We start from the raw sequence: 18,918 nt of genomic DNA on the forward strand, positions 1-18,918 counted from the left end.
CTCCCGACTATGACATTTGCGCGCCTGCTGTTTTCAACGCGCGTTGCAAGCACGTTTCTCAGTGTTTGCGCAGGGAATCCAGCAGCGATGGAAATCGCATCGCCATATCCGACAGATAGGCCTGCAGCTCGGCCACCGCGTCATAGGGTGCTGTGGCCTGGTAGTCCCTGAGGGTCGGCAGCCCCGTGTCTTCCACGGGCAAGGCCGCAAGCACGCTGGCCAAGTGAGAAGGCCAACCGAGCAATCGCACCAGGCGCGCTCGACAAGCCAGCGCCTGCACGAGACAGGCCTCCGACCGCTGCCGGAGCGCCGCCACCGGCGGCAGATGAAAGTTCAGCACCGGGTTGACAACACGCAAGGGCTCGATCTGGAATGAATAGGCCGCACCCGCCTCGAGCGCGCGGATCTCGGCGACCATGCCCGCGAGCAGCCGTTGGTTCAGGGCATCCCAGGCATCGGGCTGCTTGATGAAAGCGACGGGAGAGATGCCCGAGAAAAAAGCTGCGCGCAGACTGGCCGGTTCCGTCGAATCGAGCATGAGCACTCGCTCGTCGGCGCCGAAAAAAGCAAAGTCACCCAACTCACCCAGCTCGCTGTTTTGCCCTTGCACGAATGCCGCCACCGCATCGTTTCGCAGCACACACGATAGTCGGCGAAACTGCTCCTTGAAGCTCGGCGGCTGAGCCGACAGTGTTCGTGCCGGCCCGCGATCCTCACCCAAGTCCTCAAGGAATGTTCGCAACCATTCGGTGCGCCCGGCCTTCTTAGAAGCAGGCCCTCTGGCAGGCAGAAAAGGCTTCAGCTGGGTCTTGACCTTCGCTCGCAGCGCGGCATCCGCCGGCAGGCGATGCGCCATCAAGGCCTGCCGAACCGGAGCTGCCCAGAAGACTGTGCCCGCTGGCGAAAGCAGGTTCGCGATGCAGTAGTCGTCAGCCGCGCCCGAGCCCAAGCGGCTGAGCAGTATGGCGGGGCCATTGCTTCGGTAGCGCGCTGTCGCTTCTTCGAAGCTCAGCGCTAGAAGCTGCTCAAGGCCAAGTTCGTGACAAGTCCAAAACAAGGCCATGGAAGGAGTCAGTTCATCAGAAGCAAGACGTCTTTCCGCCAACGAACAAGGGCCCTTCAAGGCCGAAGACGGTCATCACCGAACCGCCACCAAAGCTGCCAGCGGGCGTAAGGGTGTAAAACGCTTCGATCGCCTTGCTGATGGCGGCACGGCCCACCAAATTCTTGCCCAAGGTCTGAACTGTAGACGCACGCCGACGACCAAACGGAATGTTGAGTGTATCGGCCACTGCATCTCCCGCCGCTTCAATCGAAAACTGCACGACAGAGAGACCTGCGTGAATCTGCGAGTGCTCGCTGTAGGTCACAAGCGCCTTGACCTGGTCCTCGACACCGCACAGATACTTCGGAACCGTGTGGTGCAGTTCAGGCCCTTTGTGATCCTTCTCTTCTGCCTTGGTCGCGGCAGCTGCCATCTTCTCTACGGCCTCATCCGGAACGGTGGCGGTGATCTTCATCAGCACCATGATGTCCCACAACGTAGATCTCACCGCCGTGTCGGCGTAAGGGTAAAGAATGGCAGCCAAGCTGATACCACCGATAGCTGCGGTTGCCATGTTGGCAGAGATGCTCAAGCCGGCGCCCAGGCCACCCAGCGACATTTCCATTCGTCCGGATGGGTCGCGGCGGTTGATGGGGTCAGCACCGGCTAAGGCATAGCGGTTCAAAGTTCTCGGATTGCTCAACACGCCGCGCGCAGGATCAATACTGAGGAAACGGCCAGCCCCCGGGCTGTACCAGCGGTCGCGTAGATAGGTTGCCTTAGCATCAGCATCCCAGTACTCGCCGTCGAACTGGTGATTCGTACGCGGGTTGTTGAGGGAAAGCTCACCAAATGCATCGGCCTCAGTTGACTCGACTGCGTTGCCTGCCCGATCAACGGTCACCAGGGTGGTGCCCAGGTGACCACGAAGTGGGATCAGGTCGTCAGTGGGTGCCCCGTACACGCTGCCCTGCGTCCCACTTGTCTGCTGGCGAAGGACGTCGCCCCAGACATAGGCCACGCGCTGAACCCCAAAGCTCTCAAGAACAACCTGCGGCCAGGTCGTTGTGGTGTCGATCAGGAACCTCGTCGTTCCCGTCGGTGTGGTCTTGCTGATGCGTTGTCCGTCAGCGTCATAGCCGTAGCTGGCAATCACCGTTGCCAGGGCCAGCGAGGCGCCGCGTCGTACCTGGATCAGCCGGTTGTCAGCATCGAAGGTGTAACCGGTGTACTCGCTCGGGCTCAGCTTGCTGGCCTGGTTGCCGTTTCCGTCCCAGGTGTACGAGGTCACGACCGTAGAGCCGGTGGTAGTGCTCAGGGTTTCGGTGGTCAGCCTGTCATTGCTATCGTAGACATAAGCCGTGTTCTCGGTACCCGCCGGTGTGACCACGGTTTTCGTGCTGCGATTGCCCACGACGTCATAGCCGTAAGTGTTGGCTTGGGTGGCTGGGCTCGTGTTGTTAGAAAGCCAAGCTAAGAGCTGGGCATCCTTGTAGTTGTTCTCTTGGGTCAGCCGCGCGTTGGCGTCATACCCGAAGGTTTGTGCACGGATCGGTGTGCCAGCGAAAGCACCCGTCGCGCTGTCGTACGAAGCAGCCGCGTTGAAGGTGTCGATGCGCGTGACTGCGCCTCCGGTTCCGCGTGTGATGGCCTGGCCGGCAACCAGTGTAGTGCCCGCTCCGGTGCGCCTGCTATGTGCGATAACCACCGGACGGTCTTGCGCGTCGTGGCGTGTGTCGGTCACGAGCGTCACGCCGGTGGCACTGTTCAGCGATTGCTCGCTGCGGCTGATGCGCCCGGCAACGTCATAGCTGTAGATGGTGGACAGCCCACCCGGCGCTGTCATGCGTGTCAGGCGTCCGTCGCCGTCGTACTCATAACTCGTGCTGCCTTCCGAGGTGGTGCGTTGTGTGACACGCCCGACCGCGTCATAGGCCCAGCCCAACGTGCCTTGCGGGCTGACCATCTGCACGATGCGGTTAAGCGTGTCGTAGGTGTAGGTCGTGGTTCCTTGAGCGGACGTGGCACCAGTCTCGGTTTGTGTCGCGCGCTTGCCATCGGCCGTGTACGTCCAGCTCAGAGCGCGTGCCGTGGTGGTGGCCGTAGCCGGAATGCTACGGCTGGTTTCGCGGCCTACGCTGTCGTAGGTGCGGGTTATGGTCTGACCAGCGAAGGTGGTGTAGCCGGTGAGTTGGCTCTGCAAGTCGAACACAAAAGTCTCGACTGCGCCGTCGGGCAGCGTGCGGCTGACCGGCCGGCCGGCTGCGTCGTAGCGCCACAGCACCTGGCGACCGTTGGCATCGCGCTGCATCGTCTTAGCGCCGGTTTCATCGAATGCGTAGTTGGTGGCGACGGGCACGCCACTCTGCACCACGCTGGTCAAGCGGCCTGCCGCGTCATAGCCGTAGGTGGTGAGCACGCCACGCGCATCGGTCTCGGTGTCTTTGCGACCATCGGGCCGGTAGGTGGCCAGATGAGTGCTGCCATCGGCGAAGTCGGTGCGCGTCATGCGGTTCAGCGCGTCGTACACGTAGCCGATGATCCGACCGTCGGGCATGCGCGTTTGCGTGCGATTGCCGGCAGCATCGTAGCTGTGCTGGGTACGTCGGCCGCTGGCGTCGGTGTTGCCGATGAGTTGACCCGCCGCGTCGTACTCGTAGCTGCTGCGGGCACCACGCTCGTCTACCTCGGCCGTCATTCGGCCAGCAGCGTCGTACTCCTTGGCACTGAAGGTGCCGTCGGCATTCTGGGTCTGCACATGGCGGTTGAGCTCGTCATAGCCCATGCGCGTAACACGGCCCAGGCGGTCGGTAGAGCTGATCTGGTTGCCATTGGCGTCGTACTCGACCTGCTCATTGCTGCCGTCTTGGTAGTCGGTGCGCACGAGACGGGCGTTGGCATCATAGGCATATCGCGTGACGCGGCCCAGCGCATCGGTGCTCGTAGCCACCTTGCCAGCCGCGTTGTAGGTGCTGTGACGGACCGCGCCCGTCGGGTCGGTTTGCTGGGTCGCACGGTTGTCGGTATCGTAGACACGCGTGGTGGTTTCGGTGCGCGGCACGCCCGCTACCGTGCGAGTGACACTGCGCGTAAGCTCATTGCCGTTATCGTCGAACGTGTAGTTGGTGATGTTGCCCAGACCATCGGTTTCACGCGTGCGGCGGCCTTTGGTGTCATAGACGTAGGTCATGGCAATGCCGGCCACATTCAGCGACGTGAGGTTGCCTCGAGTGTCCATACCAATGCTGGTGCTGCGGCCCAGCGGTTCGGTGATGCTGTTGGGTGTGGCACCAGGGAAAGTGCTGTCGCCCGGCCGATAGCCATAGCTGGTTACCCGACCCAGTGGGTCGGTCAGGCTCACCGGATTCTGGCGCTCTGAATCTCTGCCTGTGGTGGGGTAAGCCGTCGTGGTTACGCGGCCCAACGGGTCGGTTTGAGTCAAGACCTTGCCGCTGACAGCGTTGTAGGTCTTGGTCACCACGTTGCCCAGTGGATCGCGCCGTGTCAGCTCATTGCCGTTGGCGTCGTAAGTGAGGTCGGTAATGCCACCACGTGCGTCGACAACGCGGGTCACGTTACCGGCGGTATCGAAGGCATAGGTGCTGGCATTGCCGCGGCGATCGACCACACGCTGCAGGTTGTTGGCTTCGTCAAAGGTCTGGCTTGCACCGGCGCCGTTGGCGTCGGCGTTGCCGGCGAGCCGGCCGTACTCGTCGAACTGCTGGCGCAGGACCACCACGCCGCGCGGGTCGGTAATGTTGGCCAAGAGGTGTGCGCTATTCTGGCTGCCGCTGTCACCAGTACCGGGCGCCCGAGTGGCGGTGTCGTACTGGAAGTAGGTGGTCTGGCTCAGGCGATCGGTGACGCTCGCCAGCTCACCGGCGGTGTTGTAAGCGTAGTTCAGGCTGCGGCCGAGCGGGTCGGTGGCGCGCGTGATGCGGCCCTGCCCATCGCGGGTCAGCTGCACTGCGAGCGTGGCACTGTGTTGGTAGCCGTTGCTACCGTAGTTGACGGTGTTGCCATACAAGTCGGTGATACTCACGACACCCACGCCTTCTCGCAGCACGTACTTCACGCCCTGCGCATCGGTGAATCTGAAGTCGGTGGGGTTCCAGGGCTCGCCGGTGTCGGCGTTATAGATGTTGCCCCCCTGCACGAGCACCGAGTCGGTAACGATGACTTCAAGTTGGCCCGCACCGGCACCCGCGCCGGCGCCACCACCCACTGGAAGCGGCAGCGGGTCGAGCACGATGTTCAGCTCGGGCACCTGGGCAAAGGCGCACTCCGGCTGGTTGCGTGCATTGAAGCGGTACACACCACCGTCGGGTAGCGTGACGGTGACACGACGCTGGCCTGCAGGCCGCAGACAGATATTGAAGCCACTGGTGGTCACATTCCATTGCTGCCCGAACACCATGTTCTTGCGCACGCTCACGTCTTGCGAGTCGGCGCTCCAGCCCCAGCCGAAGTCGCCCATAACGTCTTTCTTTAAGCTGTCATATGTGCGACTGAGCACCAGCGGCATGCCGCTGGCATCGACACGGATGTCGGTGAAGTTCATGCGGAACTGACCGATCTTGCGATCGCGCGAAATCTCGATAGGCACCACCACGCTCGTGGCCCGCCCGTTGACGTCGACGACGTTCAAGCCTAGCTCGTACACGCCATTGCTGACGCGCGAAGGATCGAGCGTGCCGAGCACGCCGTTGCTCACCGCGCTCAGCCCGCGATAAATCTCGACCCAGGCAGAGCTGCTGGAGCCCGCCGGGCGCAGCAGCAATTGGTAATAGGCAAAGTGCGCATCGGTGGCCGTGCCGGTGACAGGCACCGGCGCCAAGATTTCGCTGTTGGCTGCCGGTGTGGTGATAGCGGCGACTGGCGCTGTGGTGTCGGTGGCATCGCGCACGGTCAGGATGAACTCACGCACCTGCGGTGCAGGAGCAGTGCCGTTCACGGCGGCCGACTCGGCGCGCACGACGACACGGTGCACTCCCGTGGCGGGCGCAGCAAAGGTGGCGACGCCTGCGCCGTTCAGCACCAGCGAGGTGCCGTCGAGCGTGGCGCTACGCGTGACGGCGCCACCATTGCCGCCAGAGACCAGCACTGTGAGCGTGATGGTTTCACCCGCGTTCGCGATGGCTGGCGTCAAGCTCGCCGCCACTTGCAAGGCCGTGGCCGCATCGGAGACGGTCACCGTGAAGCTTTGCGTTGCGAACAAACCGGCGGCGTCTGCCACGCGCACTGTCACGGCCTGGCTGCCCAGCTGCGCCAGCGTCGGCGTCCAGGTGATGAGGCCTGTGGCGGGGTTGATGGCCATGCCGGCGGGTGCGGCGGTCAACGAGTAAATCAGCGTGTCGCCTGCGTCCGGGTCGGTTGCATCGACGTCGTAGGCGTAAGGCGCGCCTGCCGTGGCAGACGTTTGCGCAGTGGTCACGATGACCGGCGGCCGGTTGGCCACCACCGCAGTGGCGGTGAAGTTGGCCGTGGCGCTGGCACTCAGCGAGCCGTCGGACACGGTCAGCTGCACGATGTAGCTGCCCGCCACGTCAGGCACCAGGCTGGCACTGGCCGCGCTCGGGTTGTTGACGCTGGCGGCACTGCCGGCGGGCCGCAGGGCGACGCTCCAGGCGTAGGTGATGGGGTTGCCATCGGGGTCGCTGGAACCGGCAGCGCTCAGGCTGACGGTGGCGCCCACGTTCACACCGGTGGGGTTGGCGGCGGCCACGGCCACCGGGGCACGGTTGGTCGTGGTGACGGTGACGAGCACGGTGGCTGGCGCGCTGGACAGGCTGGCGTCGCTGACGATGAGCTGCGCGACATAGCTGCCTGCCAGGTCAGCCACGAAGTTGGGGCTGATCGCGGTGGGACTGCTAAGCACAGCGGCACTGCCGGCCGGGCGTGAGGTGAAACTCCAGCTGTAGGTCAGTGCATCGCCATCGGCGTCGCGGCTGGCGCTGCCATTGAGTTGAACGACGCTGCCGGTTTCAACGGCTTGCGCCGCGCCGGCATCGGCCACGGGGCGTGAGTTCTGGGTGCTGATGATCACCGTGTCGGGTGCGCTGCTGAGCACGCCGTCGCCCACGATCAGCTGGGCCACGTAGGTGCCCGGTCGATCGGCGATGAAACTCGGGTTCACCAACGCGGGGTTGCTCAACACGGCGGTGCTGCCCGCGGGGCGCGCGGTCAGCGCCCATGTGTAGGTGAGCGGGCCGCCTTCTGGATCAGTCGACGCACTGCCGCTGAGCTGCACGCTGGCGCTCAGTGGCACGGTCTGGTCAGGGCCGGCGTTGGCGGTGGGGGCTGCGTTGTCTGTGCTGACGGTAAGACTCGCCGGGGCGCTGTTGACCAAGCCGTCATTGACGATCAGCTGGACCACATAGTTGCCTGCCCGATCGGCGGTGAAGCTCGGGTTGACGGCCACAGGGTTGCTGAGGGCCGCGGTGCTTCCCGCCGGGCGGCTGAGCAGCGACCAGGAATAGGTCAGTGCATTGCCATCGACGTCAGAACTCACGCTGCCGTCGAGCTGCACCAGGGTGCCGAGCGTCACCGAGCGGTTGTTGCCCGGGCGGGCGACCGGCGCAGAGTTGGTGGTGGAGATCAGCACCGTGTCGGGTGGGCTGGCGATGCTGCCATCGCTCACGATCAGTTCGATTTCGTAGCTGCCTGCCGCGCCGATGCTGAGCGTGGGTTGAACCGCTGCCGTGCTGCTCAACACCGCGGTGCTTCCGACCGGCGCACTGACGATGCGCCAAGCGTAGGTGAGTGGATCGCCGTCGACGTCGCTGCTCAGCCGACCATCGAGCGCCACGGTGTCACCCACGCGTGCGGTCTGGTCGGTCCCGGCGTTGGCCACCGGGGCAGAGTTGCGGGTGCTGATGGTGACGCTGGCGGCCACGCTGCTCACGGTGCCGTCGTTGACCACCAGTTGCACTATGTAGTTGCCGGCGCGGTCTGCAACGAAGCTGGGGTTGACGTTGGTCGCGCCGCTCAAGGCGGCGGCGCTGCCAGCGGGTCGGCTGGTGAACGCCCAGGCGTAGGTCAGAGGGTTGCCATCGGGGTCACTGGAGGCCGCGCCGCTGAGGGTCGCACGCTCGCCCACGCGCACGGTGCCGTCGGGCCCGGCGTTCGCCACGGGTGCGCCGTTCACCGCGCAGCTCGCGTAGCGGCAGCGCAAGACGCAGATGCGGCTGTCGACGGCATTGATTACGCCGTTGTCGTCTGCGTCGCGAGGGTCGTCTGGCCCGGTCACCGGGGCCTTGGCCACGATGGCCTGCTGGATCAGGCCGATGTCGACACGGTCGATGCGGCCGTTGTTGTCGACGTCGCACTTCAAGGCCCATGCGCCGGTACCGACGAGTGTCAGTGCCAGCGCGAAGACGCTCTTCGCCAATGATTGATAGAGGCTACGCATGGTTTTTCTCCCTCTTATGGCGCCACGATGCCGTGGGCCTGACGCGAGTCAGTGCGGCCCTAAGGCCGCCTGCGGTACAGCTTTGAGCGGTGGGCCGGCGCGTGGTGCGCCTAGCCTCTGGAGCGAGCGGTGGCGTTGCGCCGGCGCAGCCACAGGCCCGCCAGGCCGCCCACCACCATCAGCGACAAGGTGCTGGGCTCGGGCACTGCAGAAACGGCTTGCACGGTGACCGTGCCGCCCGTGGCGGTGTAGTCGACTTCTGTACCGAACGCATCGGACAGCGTGATGCCCGACAGCGACAGGAAGCTGGTGCCTTCGCTCAAGGCATTGAAGTAAACGGTGAACAAGGCGAAGCTCGGGTTCTGCAGCGCCAGCAGCGTGTCTACGTCATCCAGAGAGGTGTCGGTGAGCGTCAGCACGCTGCCGCTCAGCGCATAGCTGAGGCCGAATGCACCGCCCATGCCGAAGCCATCAACCACGCGATCAAAACCGAGCACGCCGTCTTGAAAGGACAGGTCGAGGTTGTAGCTGCCCAGGCCGCCAGGGAAAAGATCAGCCGCCGTGACGGTGATGCCGATCTCACTGCCGATGTTGGTCGTCTGACTGGCCGGGTTCACCGTCAAGCTGTAGGCATTTGCCTGCCCAGCTGCGCCCGCGAGCATGGCCCCAAAAAAAGCCAGCTTGCACAAGCCGCGCACGGCTGCTGAAACACCTATCTGCATGACACCCTCCCTTGTACAGGCCCGTTGCAGGCCCGTCGATTTGTTGATCCGATTATTGCGCCTCGCCCACGTCTTTTGCGTGACGAAGCGATGCCCAGAGCCCCCCTCACTTCGGTGGGTTGACTCGCGATGGGTCAGCGAATCTCGCCCGCACGCTATCGCGCCACAAGACCCACGCCAAACAGCCATTGCGCATAAGAGTCGGCATTGTCGAACCCCACTTGCACCGGCTCGAAGCCCTCGCGCTTGATCGGTTGCCCCTCCGCCAAGCTGTAGACCGCGGCGATGTCACCGAGGGCGTCGCGCACCACACCCCAGGTTGCCATGCCCGTCAGCGGATCGATCGGAACACGGCGCAAATGGCGGCGCACTCCGGGCTCGCGAGGATCGCGCAAAAGATCGACCAACTCCTTCGGCCCCGATCTCACGCCGCCGCCGCCCACCGAGCGGTAGCTGATGAGCGCCGCCCGAAGCTCCTCGCCCGCACCGAGCAGCCCCTGCTCCGACTGGCGGCGAAACACGTTCTGCCCCGCAGACACCGCGCCGGCCGTCACCGCCAGCACGGCCATCACCACCATCAACAGCAAATAGCTGAAGCCCCGGCAGGCGTTGGCGCGGCTACCACTCTGCATAGGGCTTGCCGTTGGCCCCGAGCCCGGGTGCGGTGCTGCGGATGTCATACACCACGCCGCGATAGCCTTCGGGTACCGGCACGAGCGTCCAGCTGCTCGATGAGTCGGTGATGGGGTCTAGCGGCGCGGCGGCAAGGTACTTCTTCTCCACCAGCTCGTCGAGCGTCTCGGGGAAGCGGCCTGTGTCGCCGTAGAACTTGCCCAGCACGTCGCGCGTGGTGCGCAGGTTCTCGCGGAGCACGATCTCCTTGCTGGCGTCGACCTTGCCGTAGTAGCGCGGCACCGTGAGCGTGAGCAGCGTCGCCACGATTGCGAGCACCACCAACAGCTCGATCAGCGTGAAACCCAGGGCGCACTGCTTTTGCATCTTGCTCACCACCGGCGATAGGGCGCGCCATTGAGCCCCACCAGAGCGCTGCGCGAGTAAACGTCGTAGACGTCGTCACCTGCTTGAGGGTCATCGGGCTCGCTGGCGTAGGCGCGCTGGCCCCAGGTGTCGGCATCGTTCGTCACTTCATCGGGGGCGAACGGGTCGCGCGGCAGGCGCCGCAGAAAGAAGAGCTTGCGGCGCTTGGGGTCTCGCCGGTCTTCCACGCCCTGCACCAGCATGTCGAGCGCCATCGGGTAGCCCGTCGCCCCGATCTCACGCGCAATGCGGCCTTCATCGGCTGCGCGCTTGTAGGTGTCGATGGCCATGCGAATCTCGCGCAGTGCCATTCGAAGCTCTTGCTCTTTGGCGCGTTGAACCTGGAGCTGGGCCAAGGGCACCGCCACAGTGGCGAGCACCGACAGGATCGCCAAGGTCACCAGCAGCTCGATCAGCGTGAAGCCACGCCCTTTCATGGCAGCACGCTGATGACCAGGGGCACCGGCAACTGCCCCGCCATTGCCCGCCCGAGCAACCCGACTGGCGACAAGTTGAGCACTTGCACACGCAGCTCGCCATTGGCAGGGCGTGCCGTGACCCTCAGGCTCAAGCTCAGCAACGGCGCTTCAAGGGCGGCGCCTGTTCCACCGCTGCGCACGCCCGTGACCAGCACCTGCCCCGACGGGTCGACCTGGCTGTTGAAGGTGGTGGTGGCGTTCCCCTGGCGCAAGAAGTTGCCTTCGGTCACGCCGGTGACCTGCGCTGAAGCTGCCTCGAGCCCGAGCACCAGTTGCATCGCCGTGACGGGCTGATCGCTCTGCGTCACCAAGTTGACGGTGATCACGTCGCCCACGCGCGCGCTGAGGGGCGCATCCCAGCGGGCGGTGACGGTGTTGACCGGCGGCGTCTGGATGCCGGGACCGACCGCGGTGGGCACGATCGGATTTGACAGGCCGACCGCCGCTGCACTGTTGGCTGCTGGCGTGGCCGCCGCATTCACCGCTGCATTTGTGGCTGAGGTCGCAGCCGACGGTGAGCTGCCGGCAGCAGCAGGCATGCGCGCAGGGGCTGCAGACGACCCCGGGCTTCCGGTGTTGGTCTCTGTACCCGACTCGAACTGCTGCCCCGCCGCATCGGGGCGCTGCACATTGCGCAGCACGCGCGGCGTGATCGACAGAACGATCTCGGTCTTGGCGTTGTCGTCGGCCTGGTTGCCGAACAAGCGCCCGAGCAACGGTATCTCTCCCAGGCCGGGCACCTTGTTGGCCGAACGCCGGTCTTCGTCATTGATCAAACCGGCCAGCACTTGGTTCTCGCCATCCTTCAAACGCAGCGTCGTGCTCGCGGTGCGGGTGCCGATCTGGTAGGCCAGCGTGCCCGACTTCGTTTGCACCTGGCTGATGATGTTGCTGACCTCCAGAGACACTTTGATGGCCACCTCGTTGTCGAGATAGACCGTGGGCTCCACGTCGAGCTTGAGGCCCACATCCACATAGTTCACCGACTCGGCAACGAAGCCGGTGGAAGTGGATGTCGCGGTGATGTTGGGCACGCGCTCGCCGATGTGGATCTTGGCCTTCTCGCGGTTGCGCGCGCGGATGCGCGGGTTGGCCAAAATGTTGGCGTCGGTGTCGGTCTTCTTCGCATTGATAGACAGCGGCCCCACAGCCGCACCGACGGTGTTGCTCGTGAGGTTGCGCAAATCGGTGAGCGTGAGCGCCGCACCGGTGACCGAGGGCAGCGGCGTCAGGCTCAGCTGGTCGGGCCAGCGCACGCCGAGGTCGAGCAGGCGCGTTCGCTTGACTTCGAGAATCTCGACCTCAAGCATGACCTCGGCTTCCGGTATGTCGTGCAGCGCCACCACTTTCTCCGCCACGCGAATGGCCTCAGGTGAGTCGCGAACCATCACCATGTTGAGCTTCTCATCAACGATCGGGTCGCGCAGCTTCAGCAGGTTTTTCAGCGTGGCCGCCACCGTCTTGGCATCTGCATACGCCAGGTAGAAGCTGCGCACCGTGAGCTGCTGGTAGTCCTTCTGCTTGGCCGCTGTGCTGGGGTAGATGAACACCGTGTTGGCATCGAGCACGCGCTGGTCCAGCTGGTTCGACATCAGCAGCATGTTGACGGCTGCTTCCACAGTCGAGTTCTTCAGGAAGATCGAGGCCTTCTGCTCGGTCTTCACGTCTTTGTCGAAGATGAAGTTCAGACCCGATGAACGCGCCAGCACCTCAAACACGGTCTTGATCGCGGTGTCGCGAAACTCGATGGTGACGGGTTTGCGGTAGGCAGCGGCGAGGGTCTTGTCGCTGCTGCTTGCGGCTTCGTTGAGCTTGCTGGTGGCGTCGGCCGCCTGCCTTAGCAAGTCTTGCGCACGGCGATGCCCTGGGTTCTCTCGCAAGACCGGTGTCAGGCGTGCACGCACCTCATCCCAGTCTTTTTTCATCGCGGCCGTTTCGGCCTCTCTGACCAGACGGTCCCAGCGGCGCTGCTGGTCAAGTTGCCTCACGCCCTGCAAAGCGCGCTCTTCGGTGCCGTTGAGCGCCAACGCCAGGCGGTATTGCTGCTCGGCTGCATCGAGCTCACCACGGTCACGAGACTGCCCCGCGCGCGCGAGGTTGGCCTCGATGAGCCGGTCGCGAGTGCGCAAGTAAGCCACTCGGTATTCGACTGAGCCCGGCTCGATGCGAGCAGCCTCTTGGAAGCGCACCAGCGCCTCGTTGAGCTGGCCTTGCGCCACCTTGTCTTGCCCGTCTCGGTAGGCTGTCTGCGCCGCGCAGCCCCACAGGGCCGCGCAAGCGATCATCGCTGCGCATACCCTCCACAAGCTGCTCATCTGCTTTTCTTTCACCGCGAATCTCCAATGGCCAGGCTCTGTGCAGCCCCGCTGGGCAGGTGGGTCATCAACATGCTGGGTGGGTCGATGGCGTCGATGCGCCAGGTGCCGTCCAATGTGTCACCGGCGCGAACGATCACGCTTGAATCGTCGCGCCCGAGATAGACCTCCCAGCTGTCGTTTTCCAGCTTCTTGCCGAGCACGCGGTAGCTCGGCACTGCTGGGGGCACAGGCTGTGCAGCCAGGGGCTGCGCAGGTGCAAGAGCGGGCTGTGGCCGGGCCGACCACGTGGGGCTTGCAAACAAGTTTGCCGATGGTGCCGAAGCAGCGCTCATCAGCTGACCCCGCGGCATCACCGCTTCAATTCGCTCCAGCGGCACTGCGAGTTTGCGGTTGGTCGCGACTTGTGGCGCGCGGGCCAGGGCTGCCGCCGCTGCGGTGGGCCGAGCCAGCGGCACCGCGGCTTTGGCTGCGCCCTGCGGCGTCTTGTCGCCGAACACGGCCAGGTAGGCTGCCAGCGCCAACACGGGCAGCAGCACGACCAGGCGCCCCTTGGGCAGCGTGATCTTCACGGTTTGGGCTCCGGTGCATTGGCCGGACCACGCGAGGCGTCCAGCCACAAAGAGAAGCGCAGCCGCGACTCCAACTGCGAGTCGCTCGCCTGCTGGCGCCTGAACATCACCTGGTCGAGCGAAAGATTGGGCATCTCGAGCAGCGCACGGTCGAGAGACTTGCGCATCTGCCGGTACTCGCCACTCACGGGCACCGTGATTTGCAGCTGCACCACGCCCAGCGCAAGGTCTTCGGTCTGCTGAAACTGCGCGCGCTGCCAAGCGAGCTCGGGCTGGGTCAGCTCCACCAGGCGACGCACCAATTGCGTCGACTCTTTGGAGGGCACCAGCACCTGGCGCCACGCGCTGATGTGCGGCTCTTCGGCTGCCGCGGGCGAGGTTGACGGCGATGCCGGCGACGGCGTCGCCAGGGCAGCGCCCTCGACAGGCCGCAGGCTTGCCCTGAGGGCCACCGCCTCGCGTACCAACAGACCTGCCGCGAGCAGCATGGCCAGCGCCAATGGCAGCCACAGCCCGTGGCGCCAGAAACCCAGGCCTAGCCAACCCCGCGGGTCGGCGCGACGCGGCGGAGATATTGGCTTCGGGACGATGGGGGTCATCGGGTCAGCACCAGGTCAAAACTCAAGCGCGACATCTCGGAGCCGCCCTTCGCTTCTTCGGGGTCGATGCGCAGCAACTGCATGCCTGCGAATTGCGGGGATTCCTGCACCCGCGCGGCATGGCGCAGAAGCTCGTCCAGCGACGGGCCTTCGGTATGCACGCGCAGGGCGCCGCGCTCCACGTCTGGTTCTACGGACAACACGGCAACCCCCGGCAAGGCCTGGGTCTCCAGTGCTGCAAAGATCGAAGGCCACGGCGTGTTCAGGCGCCGCACGAGCCGGTTGATGCGCACCCGCTCGGCGGCGCTAAAGGCGGGCGCCGATGCGGGCCGCGTGGGCGGCCGTGCGTTTCGGCTCGCCCGCTGCTCGGTCGCCGCCAGGGAGTCTTGCCGCTCCGACCGCTGCATCCGCAGGTCAAGCCAAACCCCTGCCGCCGTGAGCAGGCACACCGCCGTCAAGGCGAGCCCCACCACCGCCAACTGTCGTGAGCGCCGATTTGCGCGGTGCCCGAACAACCAGGCAAACGAAGGCGAAGCAAAGCTGAGGGAGCGCAGCGGTTTCATGGTGTCATGCCTGCGCACTGGCAAGGGCCGCGAGCCGGCTGGCCCATGCCGCTTCGGTGTCGCGCTCAAGACTCGCTGGCAACGCAGCAGGGGCATCAAGGCTGCGCACTTGCACCGCTTCGGCGCCCTGCCCCACGTCGGCTGACAAGCCTGCATTCACCAGATGCAGCGCCCTGCCCTGCAGGTTGGCCCGCAGGCCTTCTTGCACCACCTCGCGGGCCAGCAACGCCATGAGGTCTGCGGTGGCCAGATCGGCGGCGCGGCGCAGGCAGCGCAGCGCCGTCACGCCTAGTGGCCCCACGTGAGCGAGAACGGCAGCTCGCGGCGTCACCCAGCCCATGAAACCCTCTGCCGGTGCCAGAGGCATCACGCGTTCCAGCGCTGCCAGCACGGCCGACTCGACTGTCAACGACAGCGACAACTCTGCTGCAGCCTGCTGCAAAGCCTGCAGCAGCGCGGCGGGCATGGCAGCGCAAACGAAAGGCCTCACCAGGCTCCAGTCGGCCACGACCGACCACTCGGCAGGCTTACTGCCAAAGAGTTGGCTTGCACGCGCTGCACTCAGCGACTGCAGCTCGGCCAGCGAGCGCAAGCCCGCGGGTGGCTGTTGAACGAAATGGCGGCAGAGATCGGCGCACACCAGCACCTGCACCGAGCCGTACTTCAGCCCCGACTGCATGCAGGCGCGCATGGCTTCGCGCAGTCGGGTGGACGTCCACGGAACAACAGCTTCACCTGCATCGAATGCAGATGCGGGTGCGCCGGTACGCAGCAAGGCTGTGCCGTCCAGCCCCAGCATCAGGTGCTCACGCTGCCATCGTGACACGTCGCACCTCCTCCAGCGTAGTTTCGCCACGGCGCACCAGGCTCAACGCCGCTTCCGCCAAACTGCGCGTGCCGCGCAGCCGTGCGGCCTCTTTCAGGCGACGGATGGGCTCCTTGGCGGCGACCATCTCGCGCAACTCGTCGTCCAGCCGAAGCACCTCGGCCACGGCTTTGCGGCCTCGATAGCCTGTGCCACGGCAGTCGCCACAGCCCAGGCCGCGCATGAATCGGTAGCCAGAGGCCTCTTCGGTGCTGAAACCAAAACGCTGCAACTCATGCGGTTCGGGCGCATAGGGCTGCACGCAATGCTGGCAGTTGATGCGCAACAAGCGCTGCGCCCAGATGCCGTTGAGCGCAGAGGCCAGCGCGTAGGGGTCTAGCCCCATGTGCATGAAGCGGCCAAACACGTCGAACACGTTGTTGGCGTGCACCGTCGACAGCACCATGTGGCCGGTCAATGCCGATTGCACTGCGATCTCGGCGGTGTCGCGGTCGCGAATTTCGCCGACCATGATTTTGTCGGGGTCGTGCCGCAAGATTGAGCGCAAGCCGCGCGCAAAGGTCAGCCCCTTTTTCTCGTTCACCGGGATTTGCAGCACGCCCGGCAGGTGGTATTCGACAGGGTCTTCGATGGTGATGATCTTCTCGCGCCCGGTGTGGGTCTCTGACAGCGCGGCGTACAGCGTGGTGGTCTTGCCTGAGCCGGTGGGGCCAGTCACCAGCAGCAAGCCGTAAGGCGCCTCGATCAGGTCGCGCAACACCGTCAGCGTGCTCGCCTCGAAGCCCAGCGCCTCCAGCGTGAGCCGCCCGTGGGCTTCGATCACGGCCTGCTTGTCGAGGATGCGGATCACGGCGTCTTCACCGTGCACACTGGGCATCACCGAGACACGCAGGTCGATCGGGCGGTCTTGCGCCATCACGCGGAAGCTGCCGTCTTGCGGCACGCGGCGCTCGCCGATGTCCAGGTCCGACAAAACCTTCAGCCGCGAGATCACCTGCTCGGCCAGCTGCCGACCCGGCGGCTGGGCCACGGCATCGAGCACACCGTCGATGCGGTACTTCAGCACCAGGCCATTGGCCGTGGATTCGAGGTGCACATCGCTGGCGCCGGCGCGCAAGGCGTCGTAGAGCGTCGAGTTCAGCAAACGCACCGCAGGGCTTTGCGCTTCGGACAAGGTGGCGAGCGACAACACCTCGGTGGTGTCTTTGTCACCAGGCTCTCCTGCGGAGGCTGGCGCCAGGGTTTCCATCGCCTTGGAGCGGGCCTCTTGCTGGTTCAGGTAAGCATGGATGTCATCGGGCGTGGCAAGCGCGATGCGCACCGGTGCACCGGCCCATTCTTCTAGCTGCACCTGCAGGTCGCGGTCAAAAGGGTCGGGCAACACAGCCACATAAGCAACGCCGGTGTCTTCAGGCAAGGCGCGCAACAGCACGGCACGCCGCTGCTGCGCGCGGGCCAGGGGCAAGCGGTCGAATGCGGGCTCCCGTTGCTGAAGATGCAGCGTCTCGAAGCACGGCATGCCGAACTCGCGCGCGAGGCTCGCCACGGCCACACGCTCAGAGATCTCCAGGGCCTGCGCCAGCACGGTGGTGGCCGCGCCGCGGCTCAGGCGCAAGCGCTCCCACAGGTCGGGCGTGATCCTCACTGAATGCTCCCGGCCAAATCAAAGATGGGCATGTAAAGCAGCAACACGATGACACCGATCACCAGGCCGATGCCGGCCATCAACACCGGCTCGAACACACGCGAGAAACGGTCGACCCAGCGCTCTGTTTCGGCGTCGTGATACAGCGCGGCACGGTGCAGCATTTCGGCCACCTGGCCCGAGCGCTCACCGGCGCGAACGAAGCGCGACGAAATGGGCGTGCTCAGGCCCGCTTCGTCGAGCGCCGCCGACAGCGACCAACCTTCGGTCACGCGCAGGGTGACGGTGTCAATGAGCGCCGCACGGGCCGCCGGCAAAACACTGCGCGACAGGAGCAATGCGTGCTGAATGGGCAAACCACCTTTCAGCAGCAGCCCCAGCGTGAGGAAGAGGCGCGACAGCGTCAGCAGCTCCAGCCACCGCGTCACACCGGGCACCAACCCCGCCACGCCAGACCATGCTTCGCGCTGAGACACCGAGCGCACCCACCATGCGAGCAGCAGCGCCGCCACCACCAGCCCGCCCAGCAGCGCGACCGAGTGTTGCCCCACGAACTGACCCCAGTTCAGCAACAGCTCCGAACCCCAGGGCAGCGACTTGCCACCGCTGCGGTACACCGATGCAAAACGCGGCACGACCCAGCCCATCAGGAAGAGTGACACCAGCCCGCCCACCCCCAGCAAGATGCCAGGGTAGATGGCCGCGCTGATCATGCGTTGGCGCACCGCCTGCACGCGCTGCGAATAGCTGATGTAGCGCTCGAGCGCCGGTGCCAGCTCGCCCGTGCCTTCGGCAGCCTCGACGATGCCGATGAAGAGCGGTGGAAAAAACTCGCCTTGGGCGCGAAGCGCTGAGGAGAAACGATGGCCTTCGCGCAGCGAGGTGATGAGCCGCTCCAGAATCGTCTTGGTGCCCGGCCTGCGCTCCTTTTCGGCAAACGCCTCCAGGCTCTCGATCAGGCTAAGACCCGCCCCCACCAGCGCATTCAGCTCCTGCGCAAAGAGGCCTACCGAGAAAGGCTCGGTGCGACGCAACCAGCGCATCTGGGAGCGCTGCACCAGCTCGATGGGCGTGAGCTGCCGCGCCTGAAGTTGGGCGCGGGCGTCGTGCTCATCCAGCGCGTCTAGCGACGCCGTGATGACCTGCTGTGAGGCCTCGTCGAGCGCTCGAACTTCGAAATGCATGGCCGCGCGAACCCGGATCAGTGGTTCTTGACGTCGGCAGCATCGCCATCGCCGCCGGGCTGCTTGTCCTTGCCGTATGAAGCGATGTCGAAGTCTTCACCGTTCGCACCCGGTGAACGGTACTCGTAGGGAGCGCCCCATGGGTCCATGGGCACGGCATTTTCGAGGTAAGGCCCGTTCCACTTGGTCGCGGTCGGCGGCTTCACCAACAGCGCGTTGAGCCCCTCTTCCGTGCTGGGAAAGTTGCCGACATCGAGCCGGTACGCGCCCAAGGCGCGGCTGAACGAGCCGACCTGCGACTTCGCCACGCTCTGCTCCGACTTGCCGACCTGAGAGAAATACTTGGGCCCCACATAAGCCGCGAGCAGCGCAATGATCGCCACCACAACCAAGAGCTCCAGCAAGGTGAAGCCACCCATGTATTTGTAGCTCGATACAGCGCGCGCGCGCTTAAGGCGTCGAGTCATTGCCGCCCTCCCTCTTCACGTTTTGTGTATGCCACTCGCGCAACATCAAAAC

The 18,918-nt window shown here is 65.0% G+C and carries 14 protein-coding genes; all 14 read right to left on the bottom strand.

The window, feature by feature from the left end; translation table 11 throughout:
• Positions 1–58: 58 nt before the first annotated feature.
• Positions 59–1,105: a hypothetical protein gene (locus AC30QB_RS11870; protein ID WP_489546428.1), complete on the bottom strand. Its 1,047-nt coding sequence runs from the start codon at positions 1,103–1,105 to the stop codon at positions 59–61.
• Positions 1,080–8,456, bottom strand: a complete 7,377-nt coding sequence (locus AC30QB_RS11875) for a PKD domain-containing protein (protein ID WP_489546429.1) — start codon at positions 8,454–8,456, stop codon at positions 1,080–1,082. Before AC30QB_RS11875 ends, AC30QB_RS11870 begins: the two co-directional genes overlap by 26 nt.
• Positions 8,457–8,566: 110 nt before the next feature.
• Positions 8,567–9,178: a PEP-CTERM sorting domain-containing protein gene (locus AC30QB_RS11880; RefSeq protein ID WP_489546430.1), complete on the bottom strand. Its 612-nt coding sequence runs from the start codon at positions 9,176–9,178 to the stop codon at positions 8,567–8,569.
• Positions 9,179–9,333: 155 nt separating this feature from the next.
• The gene (locus AC30QB_RS11885) at positions 9,334–9,810 is read right to left on the bottom strand and encodes a type II secretion system protein (RefSeq protein ID WP_489546431.1); all 477 of its coding nucleotides are present in this window, start codon (positions 9,808–9,810) and stop codon (positions 9,334–9,336) included.
• Positions 9,797–10,177 carry a type II secretion system protein gene (locus AC30QB_RS11890; RefSeq protein ID WP_489546450.1) on the bottom strand — a complete coding sequence of 127 codons (381 nt, stop codon included), beginning with the start codon at positions 10,175–10,177 and terminating at the stop codon, positions 9,797–9,799. Before AC30QB_RS11890 ends, AC30QB_RS11885 begins: the two co-directional genes overlap by 14 nt.
• Positions 10,178–10,182: 5 nt before the next feature.
• Positions 10,183–10,653 (bottom strand): prepilin-type N-terminal cleavage/methylation domain-containing protein, encoded by a 471-nt coding sequence (locus AC30QB_RS11895; protein ID WP_489546432.1) that lies wholly within the window; start codon positions 10,651–10,653, stop codon positions 10,183–10,185.
• Positions 10,650–13,010: a secretin and TonB N-terminal domain-containing protein gene (locus AC30QB_RS11900; protein WP_489546433.1), complete on the bottom strand. Its 2,361-nt coding sequence runs from the start codon at positions 13,008–13,010 to the stop codon at positions 10,650–10,652. Before AC30QB_RS11900 ends, AC30QB_RS11895 begins: the two co-directional genes overlap by 4 nt.
• Positions 13,011–13,021: 11 nt before the next feature.
• Entirely contained in the window at positions 13,022–13,582 is a 561-nt protein-coding gene (locus AC30QB_RS11905; protein WP_489546434.1) for a hypothetical protein, read from the bottom strand.
• Positions 13,579–14,181, bottom strand: a complete 603-nt coding sequence (locus tag AC30QB_RS11910; RefSeq protein WP_489546435.1) for a hypothetical protein — start codon at positions 14,179–14,181, stop codon at positions 13,579–13,581. Before AC30QB_RS11910 ends, AC30QB_RS11905 begins: the two co-directional genes overlap by 4 nt.
• Positions 14,178–14,744 carry a hypothetical protein gene (locus tag AC30QB_RS11915; RefSeq protein WP_489546436.1) on the bottom strand — a complete coding sequence of 189 codons (567 nt, stop codon included), beginning with the start codon at positions 14,742–14,744 and terminating at the stop codon, positions 14,178–14,180. The genes AC30QB_RS11910 and AC30QB_RS11915 overlap by 4 nt, the downstream gene beginning before the upstream one ends.
• A 4-nt stretch (positions 14,745–14,748) precedes the next feature.
• On the bottom strand, positions 14,749–15,570 hold the full coding sequence (locus AC30QB_RS11920; RefSeq protein WP_489546437.1) for a hypothetical protein: 822 nt from the start codon (positions 15,568–15,570) through the stop codon (positions 14,749–14,751).
• Entirely contained in the window at positions 15,551–17,215 is a 1,665-nt protein-coding gene (locus AC30QB_RS11925; protein WP_489546438.1) for a GspE/PulE family protein, read from the bottom strand. Before AC30QB_RS11925 ends, AC30QB_RS11920 begins: the two co-directional genes overlap by 20 nt.
• On the bottom strand, positions 17,212–18,399 hold the full coding sequence (locus AC30QB_RS11930; RefSeq protein WP_489546439.1) for a type II secretion system F family protein: 1,188 nt from the start codon (positions 18,397–18,399) through the stop codon (positions 17,212–17,214). The genes AC30QB_RS11925 and AC30QB_RS11930 overlap by 4 nt, the downstream gene beginning before the upstream one ends.
• A 17-nt stretch (positions 18,400–18,416) precedes the next feature.
• Positions 18,417–18,866, bottom strand: a complete 450-nt coding sequence (gspG, locus tag AC30QB_RS11935) for a type II secretion system major pseudopilin GspG (protein ID WP_489546440.1) — start codon at positions 18,864–18,866, stop codon at positions 18,417–18,419.
• Positions 18,867–18,918: the final 52 nt, after the last annotated feature.

This window comes from Rhizobacter sp. (assembly GCF_046595475.1).
Taxonomy (GTDB): Bacteria; Pseudomonadota; Gammaproteobacteria; order Burkholderiales; family Burkholderiaceae_C; genus Rhizobacter.